The sequence below is a fragment of the Micromonospora terminaliae genome (assembly GCF_009671205.1).
Lineage (GTDB): Bacteria > Actinomycetota > Actinomycetes > Mycobacteriales > Micromonosporaceae > Micromonospora > Micromonospora terminaliae.
Genome location: NZ_CP045309.1, coordinates 3,796,864 through 3,809,990 on the forward strand (window position 1 = coordinate 3,796,864; position 13,127 = coordinate 3,809,990).

Consider the following 13,127-nt stretch of genomic DNA (forward strand, 5'->3'; position numbering starts at 1 on the left):
TGACCGGGACCGACGATCAGCGGGGTGGCAAACCTGTGCCATCAGTGGCCCGATCGGGGTCGTCCGCTTCGCCTGACCTACCCTGAAAAGCGTGCTGCACGTCGATCCGATCTTCGCCGCCACCTCGGTGGCCCCGGCGACACTCGCGGCGGGGGGCGAGGCCGTCCCGCCGCCGTTCACCGTGGCCCGGGTCCTGACCGAGACCCGGCTGGACAGCTGGCTCACCCTCGGCCTGGTGCTCGCCGCCGGCCTCTACCTCTACGGCGTCTACCGGCTGCGGCTGCGCGGCGACCGCTGGCCCGTCGTGCGTACCGTCTGCTTCCTCTTCCCGGGCCTGGGCGGCATCGCCGTCGTCACGGTCAGCGGGCTGGGCGCCTACGACACGGCCCTGCTGTCGGTGCACATGATCCAGCACATGGTGCTGTCCATGATCGCGCCGATCTTCCTGGCGCTCGGCGCGCCGGTGACGCTCGCCCTGCGCACGCTGCCGGTGCGCCCGCGCAAGCGGCTGCTGGCCATCGTGCACAGCCGGGTCGCCCGCGTCTACAGCTTCCCGCTGGTGGCGTTCGCCATCTTCGTGGTCAACCCGTTCGCCCTCTACTTCACCGGCCTCTACGAGATCACCCTCCGGCACGAGTGGGCGCACGAACTCGTGCACGCGCACTTCATCATGACCGGCTGCGTGTTCTTCTGGCCGCTGCTCGGCCTGGACCCGCTGCCCGGGCGCTGGCCGTACCCGGCCCGGGCGCTGCTCATGCTGCTCTCCGTGCCGTTCCACACGGTGCTCGGGCTCACCATCATGCAGAGCACCACGCTGCTCGGCGGCGACTGGTACCCGTCGCTGCACCTGAGCTGGTCCGACCCGTGGAACGACCAGGTGGTGGCCGGCGGCGTGCTGTGGGCCGGCGGCGAGTTCGTGAGCGTCACCATGCTGGCCGTGCTGGTCGTCCAGTGGATCAAGCAGTCCGAGCGCGAGGCCCGCCGGCTGGACCGCGAGCTCGACCGCCAGGAGGCCCGCCAGCGCGCCGCGGAGGCGAGCGCCTGACCCCGGCCACGACGACTCGAGCTCGGCGCGTCTGACGCCGCGCCGCGACCTCGAGCCGTCGCGGGTACGCCAGGGCGGGGCGACCGGCTGGATGTGACGCCCGCTACGATCAGCGGGCAGCTACGAAGTGGGAGCCACGTCACGATGAGCGATCGTCTTTGCACCGTCCTGCTCTACAGCGACGACCCGAAGGTCCGTGACCGGATGCGACTCGCCGTCGGCACCCGGCCCGCCCCCGGGATCGAGATCGAGTTCGTCGAGGCCGACGACTACGCCGGGTGCGTCCGGCTGGTCGACGACTACGAGATCGACCTGCTCCTGCTCGACGGCGAGGCGAGCCCCGGTGGCGGCATCGGCATCGCCCGCCAGATCAAGGACGACCGCGACGACGCCCCGCCGACCTGCGTGGTGCTGGCCCGCGCCGCTGACCGCTGGCTGGCCGCGTACGCCGAGGTCGACGCCACGCTGACCCACCCGCTCGACCCGGTGACCGCCGGCACCACCGTCGCCGAGCTGCTGCGGCGCACCCACGCCGCCGCCTGAGCCACCCCGCGAAGACTCCAGCCCGGCGCGTCGGATGTCGCGCCGGGACCCGGAGCCCTCGTCCCGGTGCCACGTCGATGCGGCCGTGGCGCCGGTCTCGGCCATAATTCGGCAGGCGCGCCGCCGGCACGGACGACGGCCGCCGGCCACGATCCGGTCCCCGCGCCGCCCGCGCCGCCCGCGGCACCGCGGACCGGACGACGGCCGCCACACCCGCTCTCACGCCCGCTCGGGAGGCCCGCCATGGGCGAACGGACCTGGCCGCTGCTGCTCAACGCGCTGCTGCGCGGCGAGGAACTCTCCACCGCCGACACCGCCTGGGCGATGGGCGAGATCATGGCCGGCTCGGCCACCCCGGCCCAGATCGCCGGCTTCGCCGTGGCGCTGCGCACCAAGGGCGAGACGCCGGCCGAGCTGGGCGGCCTCGTCGAGGCGATGCTGACCCGGGCGGTCCCGGTGGCGCTGCCCGAGGAGGTCCGGGCCTCGGCGCTCGACGTGGTCGGCACGGGCGGCGACCTCGCCCACACCGTGAACATCTCGACGATGGCCGCGCTGGTGGTCGCCGGCGCCGGTGTCCGCGTCGTCAAGCACGGCAACCGGGCCGCCTCCTCCTCGTGCGGCACCGCCGACGTGCTGGAGTACCTGGGCGTACCGCTGGACCTCGACCCGGAGCAGGTGGCGCGCTGCGTGACCGAGGCCGGCATCGGCTTCTGCTTCGCCGCCCGGTTCCACCCCGGGATGCGGCACACCGGCCCGGTCCGCCGCGAGATCGGCGTGCCCACCGCGTTCAACTTCCTCGGCCCGCTGACCAACCCGGCCCGCCCGCGGGCCGGCGCGGTGGGCTGCTTCGACCCGCGGATGGCACCCGTGATGGCGGCCGTCTTCGCGGCCCGGGGCGACTCGGTCGTCGTGATGCGCGGCGAGGACGGGCTGGACGAGTTCAGCACCGGCGCCCCGACCCGCGTCTGGGTGGCGCAGCAGGGCGTCGTGAGAGAGGCCCTGCTGGACGCGACGGAGCTCGGGGTACCCCGGGCCACCCTGGCCGACCTGCGGGGCGGTGACGCGGCGTACAACGCCGGTGTCGTCCGCCGGCTGCTGGCCGGCGAGACCGGCCCGGTCCGGGACGCGGTCCTGGTGAACGCCGCGGTCGCGCTGGCCACCCAGGGCCCGCTCGACGGCGACCTGCACGAGGCGCTGCGCGCCGGCCTGGTCCGGGCGACCGAGTCGATCGACTCGGGTGCCGCGGCGGGCGCCCTGGAGCGCTGGCTCGAGGTGGCCGGCCGCCTCTGAGGCCGGGTGCCGTCCGGTTTCTGTCGGACGGGCGTGCCAAACTACACGGGAGTAATTTTCCGTTTTCCGCCGGTGGCGTGGTCGCCGTCCGGCGGGCACCGGAACGAGAGGAGACGCCCGTGTCGGACCGCGAGCTCTACTGCGACACCTGCGAGGGCGTCGTGCTGTTCGAGGCGCCTCCCTGCGCCGACGGGCACGGCGCCGACTGCCCGGAGCTGGTCTGCACCGGCTGCGGCGCGGCCGTGCTCATCGCCACCTTCGCCTTCCGCGCCCCGCGCCTGGGCCGCCGCCGCGGCACCACCCGCCCACCCCACCGCCGCGCCGCCTGACCCGCCCGGCCGCCGTGCGCGGCCTCCCGCCCTCCCTGCGACAGCCGCGCGCCACCTGACCCGCCGGCCGACGAGCGCAGCCCCCCGCCCTCCTCGCGGGCCGGTCGGGCCAGCCGGAGCACCGCCACCGCCACCGCCACCAGGCGCCACGCGCATCCGCGAGGCCCTCGGCCGCCGACCCGCCACACTCGACGCTCGCCTTGGGCCGGGCCCGCTCGGCTGGCGTCGGGGTGGTCCGGGTGCAGCATCCGCAGCGAGGAACTGCCCACCGGCGGCGTGTGGGCCGCCGTTGACAAACCCTCCGCCTCACCAATCCCCTGCCGCTCACGCAGCGCACAGGCGGCCCACCGATCCGATCTTGGACACTTACCGTTCGCCTCGAACAGCAACTGTCCAAGATCCCCCACCGTCCCCGGCGATCATGAGGTTAGCCGCGACAAAGCGGGCGAACCGCACCGCTAACCTCATGATCAACAGCGATGGGGCAACGGCGACGGGCGACGACGCAGGCGGTGCGTGAAGCGGAAAGGCCCGCGCCCCGGAGGGGGCGCGGGCCTTTCCGCTGGATGGTTCGGGTCAGTGCTCGGCGGTGCGCCGGGTGCCGGAGTAGTACTCGAAGAGCAGGCCGCAGGCGGCGAAGACGACCGCCACCATGCCCAGGCCGATCAGCCAGAACTGCCAGAAGACCAGCCCGAGACCGGCGATCGCGGCGGCCAGGGCCAGGCCGAACGGCCAGTAGCTGCCCGGGCTGAAGAAGCCGATCTCGCCCGCGCCGTCGGCGATCTCGCCGTCCGGCCGGTCCTCGGGGCGCAGGTCGATGCGGCGCGAGACGAACCAGAAGAAGCCGCCGCACATGGAGCAGAGCAGGAAGGAGAGCAGCAGCGCCACGGTGCCGATCCACTCGACCCGGCCGCCGTCGCCGTACGTCCACGCGCCGTAGAGGATCGCCACGCCGAAGAGGAACGCCGCGATGGTGAGGAAGATCTTCCACTCGGTCTTCATGCCAAGCCCCTCAGCTTCCCGCGCCGGCCGTCGCGTCGGACGGGTTGAAGTTGGCGGTGTTGCGCCGCGTCTTGAACGGCACGGTCTCGGTGGCGTACGGGTTCTCGCCGATCGCCGAGAGCGCCTCCTGGGTCGACTTCCCGGCCTTCTTCGCGTCCAGGAACCGCTGGTACTTGTCGAAGGAGACGACCCGCAGCTCGAAGTTCATGAAGGCGTGGTAGCTGCCGCACAGCTCGGCGCAGCGACCGACGAACGAGCCCTCCTCGTCGATGCTGGAGACCTCGAAGGTGTTGCGGATGTTGCCCGGCATGACGTCGCGCTTGAACAGCAGCTCCGGCACCCAGAAGGAGTGGATGACGTCGCGGCTCTGCTCCTCGAACCGGATCGACTTGCCGCTCGGCAGGACCAGCACCGGGATGACCTCGCTGGTGCCCAGCACCGAGGCGACGGTGTTGGCGTCGCGGCCCTGGCCGTCGCGGTAGTTGAACTGCCAGTTCCACTTGAAGGCGACGACCTCGACGGTGACGTCGGGGTTCTTCGACTCCTTCACCACGTCGGTCTGCACCACCGCGGTGTAGTAGAAGAGCACGGAGACCACGAGGATCGGCGCGATGGTGTAGAGGAACTCCATCGGCAGGTTGTAGCGGGTCTGCACCGGCAGCGAGTTGCCGCGCTTCCGGTAGCGGATCACGCACCAGAAGATCAGGCCCCACACGAACACGCCGACCGCGAGGGCGGCGATGCAGGACGCGATCCACAGGTCGTACATCCGGTGCGACTCGGGCGTGATGCCGCCCTGCGGCCACCCGAAGCCGCCGAACGTCTTGCCGACGTCGCAGCCCGTGAGCAGAACCAGCAGCGCGGCCCCACCGAGACCGAGCCCGGCGAGTCGACCAGCACCACGCCGCCGGCCTCCGCCGGCCCCCGAGGAAGCGCTGTGCCGTACGGCCGACGGCCGTACCTCCGAACTCCTTGCGACCACCTGGTCCTGCCTCCCTAGCGCGCCGCGGTGATTGTTTCGCTCGACACCGACGGCAAAGGCGTCACCGACGGTCGCAGATTACTCGACCATGGCGGGCCTGACCGTCTTGGGGTCACTGTCCGCCCCCATCGGGGAGATCTTGGGCGTACCGGCGCGATAGCGTCGACCTTCGTGAGCGCAAACCCGGTCTACCTGGACGCGGCCACCGCCGCCCCGCTGCACCCGGTCGCGCGGCAGGCGTTGCTGGCCGCGCTGGACGACGGTTGGGCCGACCCGGCCCGGCTCTACGGCCAGGCCCGCCGGGCCCGCCAGCTCCTCGACGCCGCCCGCGAGGCCGCCGCGCAGACCCTCGGCGTCCGCGCCGACGAGCTCTCCTTCACCCCCAGCGGTACGGCGGCAGCGCACGCCGCCGTGCTCGGTGGCCTGTCCGGGCGCCGCCGGGCGGGGGCGGCCCTGGTGCACTCGGCGATCGAGCACTCGGCGGTGCTGCACGCCGCGGAGCGGCACGTGGCCGGCGGCGGTGACGCGGTGGGCGTACCCGTGGACCGGCTCGGCCGGGTGGACCTGGACGCCTGGGCGGCGGCGGTGGCCGCCCCCGGGGTGGCCCTGGCCGCCCTCATCGGGGCGAGTCACGAGGTGGGCACGGTGCAGCCGGTGCCCGCGGCGGCGGAGCTGTGCGCCGAGGCGGGGGTCCCGCTGTACGTCGACGCCGCGCAGCTCGCGGGGCGGGCGCCGCTGCCGGCCGGCTGGTCGGTGCTGAGCGCCAGCGCGCACAAGTGGGGCGGGCCGCCCGGCGTGGGGCTGCTGGTGGTGCGCAAGGGCACCCGCTGGGAGTCGCCGTTCCCGGCCGACGAGCGGGAGTCGGGGCGTACCCCGGGGGTGGTGAACCTGCCGGCGGTGGTGGCGGCGGCGGCGAGCCTGCGCGCGGCGGCGGCGGACGCGGCGGCCGAGGCGGCCCGGCTGGGGCCGCTGGTCGACCGGATCCGGGCCCGGGTGGCGGCCGAGGTGCCGGACGTGGAGGTGGTCGGCGACCCGGTGGACCGGCTCCCCCACCTGGTCACCTTCTCCTGCCTGTACGTGGACGGCGAGGCGCTGCTGCACGCCCTGGACCGGCGGGCCTTCGCGGTCTCCTCCGGCTCGTCGTGCACCTCCTCGACGCTGCGGCCGTCGCACGTGCTGGAGGCCATGGGGGTGCTGTCGCACGGCAACGTGCGGGTGTCGCTGCACCGGGAGACCACCGAGGCGGACGTCGACCGGTTCCTGGCCGAGCTGCCCGGGATCGTCGCGGACCTACGGGCCGAGGCAGGGGTGACTGGCCTGTGAGCGCGAGGAGTGAGCCGCTCCTGCGAGCCCCGCGGTCGCGAACGGAGAGAAGCCGGTGAGCGAGCCGGACGAGGTGCTCGACTGCCGGGGGCAGCGCTGTCCGCTGCCTGTGATCAATCTCGCCCGGCGGCTGCCCGAGCTGCCGGTCGGCGCGGTGGTGCGGGTGCTCGCGGACGACCCCGCCGCGGCCGTGGACATCCCGGCCTGGTGCCGGATGCGCGGCCAGGAGTTCGTGGCCGCCCATCCGGACGGGCCCGGCTACGACGTGCGCCGCAGCCACTGACCGGGCGGGCTCAGCGGAGGTAGGCGAGGATCCCCGGCATCGGGTCGGTGTCGAGGGCCGTGTCCACCACGAGGCGGGGGCCGATGAGCGGCTCGTACTCGGCGCGGCGCAGCAGCGTCTGCTCCCAGGTGGGGTGGTGCTGGTCGGGCTGCCGGGCCTCGACCCGCCGGCGGTGCTCCGCCTCGTCGCCGCAGTGCACCTCGACGACCCGCAGCGGCACGCCGGCCCGTTCGGCCAGGTCGTGCCAGAGGCCCCGGGCGCTGGCCACCGGGTTCACGGCGTCGACCACCACGCTGAGCCCGAGCCCGAGCTGCACCTCGGCCAGCCCGGCGACCGCGCCGTAGGCGGCCATCCCGGGCACGTCGCCGACCAGGCCGTAGCGGCCGAGGGCCTGCTCCACGGGGTCGACCGGCAGGACGGGGGCGCGCAGCGCGGCGCCGACCCGGAGGGCGAGGGTGGTCTTGCCCACGCCGGGCAGCCCCGCGAAGGCCACCAGCATGGGCTCGCCGGCGCCGGAGCGGGCGTGCGGGTCCACCGCCGGCCGCGGGGCGGTCACAGCAGGTGCGGCCGGACGTCCTCGGCGGCCGCGTCGCCGTACGACTCGGCGAGCCGCTTGACGAACAGGTCCCGGCGGACCTCGTACTCCTGGCCGCCGAAGTTCTCCAGCACCAGCGTGGCGAGCAGGCAACCGACCTGGGCGGCCCGCTCCAGGCTGACGCCCCAGTTGAGGGCGGCGAAGAAGCCGGCCCGGAAGCCGTCGCCGACGCCGGTCGGGTCGACCGCCTGGATCTCCCGGGCGATCGGCACGTGGATGGTGCCGACGTCCCGCCCGGCGATCTCCACACCCTGCTTGCCGAGCGTGGTGACCCGGATCTTCACCCGGTCCAGCAGCTGGGCGTCGGTCAGCCCGGCCTTGCTCTGCAGCAGCGACTTCTCGTACTCGTTGGTCATGAGGTAGTCGGCGCCGTCGACGAGGCCGAGCACGTCCGCGCCGTCCATCCGGGCGAGCTGCTGCGACGGGTCGGCCACGAAGGCGTAGCCGCGCTCCCGGCACTCGGCGGAGTGGCGGATCATCGCGGCCGGGTCGTTCGCGCTGACCAGCACCAGGTCGAGACCGCCGAGCCGCTGGGCCACCGGGGCCAGCTCGATGTTGCGGGCCTCGCTCATGGCGCCCGCGTAGAACGAGGCGATCTGGCACATGTCCGTGTCGGTGGTGCAGACGAAGCGGGCCGTGTGGGCGATCTCGCTCACGTGCACCGAGTCGCAGTCGACGCCGTGCCGCTCCAGCCAGGACCGGTAGTCGGCGAAGTCCGCGCCGACCGCGCCGAGCAGCACCGGGCGCAGGCCGAGCTGGGCCATGCCGAAGGCGATGTTCGCGGCGGTGCCGCCGCGCCGGAGCACCAGCTCGTCGACGAGGAAGGACAGCGAGACCTTGTCCAGCTGGTCGGCGATGAGCTGGTCGGCGAACCGGCCGGGGAAGCTCATCAGGTGGTCGGTCGCGATCGAGCCGGTCACGGCGATCTTCATGTCAACCCTCGCGGTCGGGAGCACGGCGCGGGTCAGCCTACCGGTCGCCCCGGCCGGCCGGTCGGGGGTCGGTGGACAACCGGTCGTCCCCCGCACATCCGGACGTCACCGCCCGGACCCGCCTCCGGCACGAAAAAAACGGCGGGACCAGCCCGTGAGGGATGGTCCCGCCGTCACGGCAGGCGTCGTCGGCCCCGGCGGGCCGGCGTCGGCTCAGCTGAACGAGTCGCCGCAGGCGCAGGAGTTGCCGGCGTTCGGGTTGTCGATGGTGAAGCCCTGGGCGTCGATCCGGTCGGCGAAGTCGATGGTGGCGCCGGCCAGGTAGGGGGCGCTCATCCGGTCGACGACGACCTCGACACCGCCGAAGTCGGAGACGATGTCGCCGTCGAGCGACCGCTCGTCGAAGAACAGCTGGTACCGCAGGCCGGAGCAGCCGCCCGGCTGCACGGCGACCCGGAGCCGCAGGTCGTCACGGCCCTCCTGCTCGATCAGGGCCTTGACCTTCTGCGCCGCGACGTCGGTGAGGACGACGGTGCTGGGGGCCTTGGCCTCGGTCGACTCGGTCTGCGCTGGCGTGGTCACGTGGAAGTCTCCCTGCGCGGTATAAGGTCCGGACGCACTGGCCAACGCCGCGCGTCCGCCAATGATTCCCGGTGTGGTCCAGTTCCGATCGTACGCCGCCCGGCCGGGTGGCACCTCCGGTGGCACGAGCCGCGGCGGGTGAGCCGCCCCGCAGGCCAGGGCGGGCTCAGCGGCTCCACTGGCGGGCCAGGCGGGAGCCGAGCGCGCGCAGCCCCTCGGCCGGGCGGGCCATCGCCGCCTCCACTCCCCCGCGCTCCTCGCCGCCGAAGTGCTCGACCAGGCTGTGCGCCTCGGTCACGCCGGCCGCGGCGGCCTCCCGCCGCCCGGTGCTCACCCGCCCGGCCAGCACCACGCAGGGCACCCCCCGGTCCCGGGCCGCCCCGGCCACGCCGGCGACCACCTTGCCGCGCAGCGACTGGTGGTCGAAGGAACCCTCACCGGTGATCACCAGGTCGGCGGCGTCCAGCGCGGCGTCCAGGCCGATCGCCCGGGTGACCAGGCCGATGCCGGACTCGCACCGGCCGCCGAGCGCGAGGATCGCGGCGCCGAGGCCGCCGGCCGCGCCGCCGCCGGGCAGCGCGCCGAGCCCGGCCGGACAGCCCGGCAGAGCCCTCTCCAGCAGCCCCGCCCAGCGTTCCAGCGCGGCGTCGAGCAGCAGCACGTCCGCGCGGGTGGCGCCCTTCTGGGGGCCGTACACGTTGCTGGCGCCGTGCAGCCCGAGCAGCGGGTTGTCGACGTCGGTGGCGGCGACCAGCGGCACGCCGCGGAGCCGGGGCGCGCCGTCCAGCGCGTCCACCGCGGCGAGGGCCGCCCCGCCGTACGGCAGGGCCCGGCCGGCCTCGTCCAGCGCGGTCACCCCGAGCGGGGTGAGCAGGCCGGCGCCGCCGTCGTTGGTGGCCGAGCCGCCCAGGCCGACCACCACGGTCCGGGCGCCGGCCTCGACCGCGGCCGCGACCAGCAGGCCGAGCCCGTAGGAGGTGGTCGCCTTCGGGTCCCGCTCCGCGGGGGTGAGCAGGTGCAGCCCGCACGCCTGGGCGCTCTCGAGGTAGGCCACGCCGTCGTCGGTGAGCAGGATCTCACCGGCCGCCGGCCGGCCGAGGGGGTCGACGGTCGGCACCGGCAGCAGCCGGCCGCCGAGCGCCTCGGCGAGCACGGCCACGAAGCCGGGGCCACCGTCGGCCAGCGGCCGGAGCAGCAGCTCGTCGGCGGGGGCGACCTCCCGCCAGCCCTCGGCCACCGCGGCGGCCACCTCCTGGGCCGGCAGCGTGCCGGCGAACTTGTCCGGGCAGAGCAGCACGCGCATGCCGAGCAGTGTGGCAGGCCACATCCGTGGCGGCCGCGCGGCCGCCCGGCTGTGGGACCATGGGGGACGTGACTTCGACCTGGGTTGAGCCCTCCAACACCGCCACTGCGCTGCTGCTTCTCGGCCGCGGCAGCGACCCCGCCACCGAGCGTGGCGTGGAGTGTCCGGGTGACCTCCCCGCGCCGAGCGACCCGGACCTGGTGGCCCGGGCGGCCGCGGCGAAGGCCGCGCTCGGCACGAAGGTCTTCGTGCTGGGCCACCACTACCAGCGCGACGAGGTGATCCAGTTCGCCGACGTGACGGGCGACTCGTTCAAGCTGGCCCGGGAGGCGGCGGCGCGCCCCGACGCGGAGTACATCGTCTTCTGCGGCGTGCACTTCATGGCCGAGAGCGCCGACATCCTCACCTCGGACCGCCAGAAGGTGATCCTGCCCGACCTCGCCGCCGGCTGCTCGATGGCCGACATGGCGGTCCTGTCGCAGGTCGAGACCGCCTGGGACGTGCTCACCGAGCTGGGCGTCGCCGCCGACACGGTCCCGGTGACCTACATGAACTCCTCGGCGGACATCAAGGGCTTCGTCGGCCGGCACGGCGGCGTGGTCTGCACCTCGTCCAACGCGAAGCGGGCCCTGGACTGGGCGTTCGAGCAGGGGCAGAAGGTGCTCTTCCTCCCCGACCAGCACCTGGGCCGTAACACCGCCGTCCTGGAGATGGGCTTCTCGCTGGACGACTGCGTGCTCTACGACCCGCACAAGCCGAACGGCGGCCTGACCCCGGAGCAGCTGCGGGACGCCAAGATGATCCTGTGGCGGGGGCACTGCTCGGTGCACGGCCGCTTCACGCTCGACAGCGTCAACGACGTGCGCGAGCGGGTGCCGGGGGTCAACGTGCTGGTTCACCCGGAGTGCCGGCACGAGGTCGTCACGGCCGCCGACCAGGTGGGCTCGACCGAGTACATCATCAAGACCATCGAAGCGGCCCCGGCCGGCTCGGCGTGGGCGGTCGGCACCGAGCTGAACCTGGTCCGCCGGCTGGCGCTGGCCCACCCGGACAAGCAGATCATGTTCCTCGACCGGGCGGTCTGCTACTGCTCGACGATGAACCGGATCGACCTGCCGCACCTGGTCTGGGCGCTCGAAGAGCTGGTGGCGGGCCGCGTGGTCAACCAGATCACCGTGGACCCGGACACCGCCCGGCACGCGCGGGCCGCGCTGGACCAGATGCTCGCCCTCCCGGGCGCCTGATCACCCTCGGTCACGTCACTGGTACGGAAACGCACCGGAATCCCCGGTTCGTGCCCTCGCTGGTGATGTGACCGATTCCATTCTCGTCACGGAGGGCTATGCTGCCGGGGCGACGATGCACGCGGACCGTTTTGACCGGGCCGCCATTCGGGTAGCGATGCAGATCGTGCACCTGACTCATCTACACGGCAGCACCAACGCGCTGGAGGTTGCGTTGACCGACGACGTCCTGGTCGTACACGGAGGCACTCCGCTCGAAGGGCGGATCCGCGTCCGCGGCGCGAAGAACCTCGTGTCCAAGGCGATGGTCGCCGCCCTGCTGGGCGACACCCCCAGCCGGCTGTTCGACGTGCCGCGGATCCGCGACGTGGAGGTCGTCCGCGGGCTGCTCGGCCTGCACGGCGTCAAGGTCAGCGACGGCGAGGAGGACGGCGAGCTGGTCTTCGACCCGTCCAACGTCGAGAGCGCCAGCACCGACCAGATCAACGTGCACGCCGGTTCCAGCCGCATCCCGATCCTGTTCTGCGGCCCGCTGCTGCACCGGCTCGGTCACGCCTTCATCCCCGACCTGGGCGGCTGCCACATCGGTCCGCGCCCCATCGACTTCCACCTCCAGGCGCTGCGCGAGTTCGGCGCGACCGTGGACAAGACCCCGGAGGGCCTGCACCTCTCGGCGCCGAACGGGCTCCACGGCACCAAGTTCGCCCTGCCGTACCCGAGCGTCGGCGCCACCGAGCAGGTGCTGCTCACCGCCGTGATGGCCGAGGGCGTCACGGAGCTGCGCAACGCGGCCGTCGAACCCGAGATCATCGACCTCATCTGCGTGCTGCAGAAGATGGGTGCGATCATCAAGGTCCACACCGACCGGGTGATCGAGATCCAGGGTGTGAAGCGGCTCAGCGGCTACACCCACCGGCCGATCCCGGACCGGATCGAGGCGGCGAGCTGGGCGGCGGCCGCGCTGGCCACCCGGGGTCACGTCGAGGTCCTCGGCGCCCAGCAGGCCGACATGATGACCTTCCTGAACATCTTCCGCTCGGTCGGCGGCGAGTACGAGGTGACCGACCTCCGCCCGCCGCGCGGCGGACGGCCGGGCCAGGAGGGCGGCATCCGGTTCTGGCACCCGGGCGGTGAGTTGAACGCGGTGGCGCTGGAGACCGACGTGCACCCGGGGTTCATGACCGACTGGCAGCAGCCGCTCGTGGTGGCGCTCACCCAGGCCCGCGGCCTGTCGATCGTCCACGAGACGGTCTACGAGCAGCGGCTCGGCTACACCGAGGCGCTGAACTCGATGGGCGCCAACATCCAGGTCTACCGGGACTGCCTGGGCGGCACGCCGTGCCGCTTCGGCCGGCGCAACTTCAAGCACTCCGCCGTGATCGCCGGCCCGAGCAAGCTGCACGCGGCCGACCTGGTGATCCCGGACCTGCGCGCCGGCTTCAGCCACCTCATCGCGGCGCTGGCCGCCGAGGGCACCTCCCGGGTCTACGGCGTCGACCTGATCAACCGGGGCTACGAGGACTTCGAGGCCAAGCTCGCCGACCTGGGCGCGCACGTCGAGCGCCCCTGACGGCAGACGTTCGCGTCGACCGCCCCAGCTCGGCGCGTCCCACGTCACACCGCTGCTTCCGCGCCCGGTGCACCGCGATGTGCACCGGGCGCGGCTGTTTGGCT

The 13,127-nt window shown here is 73.5% G+C and carries 14 protein-coding genes; 8 read left to right on the top strand and 6 right to left on the bottom strand.

Going from position 1 to position 13,127, the window contains the following annotated elements:
- Positions 1–91 precede the first annotated feature (91 nt).
- From GCE86_RS17135 to GCE86_RS17150, 4 genes are all read left to right on the top strand, one after another.
- Positions 92–1,045 carry a cytochrome c oxidase assembly protein gene (locus GCE86_RS17135; RefSeq protein ID WP_154227902.1) on the top strand — a complete coding sequence of 318 codons (954 nt, stop codon included), beginning with the start codon at positions 92–94 and terminating at the stop codon, positions 1,043–1,045.
- A 144-nt stretch (positions 1,046–1,189) separates the two neighbouring features.
- On the top strand, positions 1,190–1,588 hold the full coding sequence (locus GCE86_RS17140; RefSeq protein ID WP_154227903.1) for a response regulator: 399 nt from the start codon (positions 1,190–1,192) through the stop codon (positions 1,586–1,588).
- Between the two features lie 243 nt (positions 1,589–1,831).
- Complete coding sequence (gene trpD / locus GCE86_RS17145) at positions 1,832–2,878, top strand: anthranilate phosphoribosyltransferase (RefSeq protein WP_154227904.1); 1,047 nt, start codon at positions 1,832–1,834, stop codon at positions 2,876–2,878.
- Between the two features lie 119 nt (positions 2,879–2,997).
- Positions 2,998–3,207 carry a hypothetical protein gene (locus GCE86_RS17150; RefSeq protein WP_154227905.1) on the top strand — a complete coding sequence of 70 codons (210 nt, stop codon included), beginning with the start codon at positions 2,998–3,000 and terminating at the stop codon, positions 3,205–3,207.
- Positions 3,208–3,783: 576 nt separating this feature from the next.
- Here the strand turns inward: GCE86_RS17150 and GCE86_RS17155 are convergent.
- Together GCE86_RS17155 and ctaC are read right to left on the bottom strand one after the other, a co-directional pair.
- Positions 3,784–4,209, bottom strand: coding sequence for a cytochrome c oxidase subunit 4 (locus GCE86_RS17155; RefSeq protein ID WP_154227906.1), 426 nt, complete (start codon positions 4,207–4,209; stop codon positions 3,784–3,786).
- A 10-nt stretch (positions 4,210–4,219) separates the two neighbouring features.
- Complete coding sequence (ctaC, locus tag GCE86_RS17160) at positions 4,220–5,191, bottom strand: aa3-type cytochrome oxidase subunit II (protein ID WP_154227907.1); 972 nt, start codon at positions 5,189–5,191, stop codon at positions 4,220–4,222.
- Positions 5,192–5,362: 171 nt separating this feature from the next.
- Here ctaC and GCE86_RS17165 point away from each other — a divergent pair, with 171 nt between their 5' ends.
- Entirely contained in the window at positions 5,363–6,514 is a 1,152-nt protein-coding gene (locus GCE86_RS17165) for a cysteine desulfurase family protein (protein WP_154227908.1), read from the top strand.
- A 55-nt stretch (positions 6,515–6,569) separates the two neighbouring features.
- Positions 6,570–6,797, top strand: coding sequence for a sulfurtransferase TusA family protein (locus tag GCE86_RS17170; protein ID WP_154227909.1), 228 nt, complete (start codon positions 6,570–6,572; stop codon positions 6,795–6,797).
- Positions 6,798–6,807: 10 nt separating this feature from the next.
- Here the strand turns inward: GCE86_RS17170 and GCE86_RS17175 are convergent, their stop codons facing one another.
- The 4 genes from GCE86_RS17175 to GCE86_RS17190 form a co-directional block, all read right to left on the bottom strand.
- Positions 6,808–7,353, bottom strand: a complete 546-nt coding sequence (locus tag GCE86_RS17175; protein WP_420846479.1) for a P-loop nucleotide/nucleoside kinase family protein — start codon at positions 7,351–7,353, stop codon at positions 6,808–6,810.
- The gene (locus GCE86_RS17180; RefSeq protein WP_154227910.1) at positions 7,350–8,324 is read right to left on the bottom strand and encodes a carbohydrate kinase family protein; all 975 of its coding nucleotides are present in this window, start codon (positions 8,322–8,324) and stop codon (positions 7,350–7,352) included. Before GCE86_RS17180 ends, GCE86_RS17175 begins: the two co-directional genes overlap by 4 nt.
- A 213-nt stretch (positions 8,325–8,537) precedes the next feature.
- Positions 8,538–8,906, bottom strand: a complete 369-nt coding sequence (gene erpA / locus GCE86_RS17185; RefSeq protein ID WP_091268308.1) for an iron-sulfur cluster insertion protein ErpA — start codon at positions 8,904–8,906, stop codon at positions 8,538–8,540.
- Positions 8,907–9,072: 166 nt separating this feature from the next.
- A complete protein-coding gene (locus GCE86_RS17190; RefSeq protein WP_204342628.1) occupies positions 9,073–10,233 on the bottom strand; it encodes a glycerate kinase family protein in 1,161 nt (386 codons plus the stop codon).
- A gap of 44 nt (positions 10,234–10,277) precedes the next feature.
- Between GCE86_RS17190 and nadA the strand changes: the two genes are divergently transcribed.
- Both nadA and murA read left to right on the top strand, forming a co-directional pair.
- Positions 10,278–11,453: a quinolinate synthase NadA gene (gene nadA, locus GCE86_RS17195; RefSeq protein WP_154227912.1), complete on the top strand. Its 1,176-nt coding sequence runs from the start codon at positions 10,278–10,280 to the stop codon at positions 11,451–11,453.
- Positions 11,454–11,610: 157 nt separating this feature from the next.
- Complete coding sequence (gene murA / locus GCE86_RS17200; RefSeq protein ID WP_239542928.1) at positions 11,611–13,023, top strand: UDP-N-acetylglucosamine 1-carboxyvinyltransferase; 1,413 nt, start codon at positions 11,611–11,613, stop codon at positions 13,021–13,023.
- The last annotated feature ends 104 nt before the right edge of the window (positions 13,024–13,127 follow it).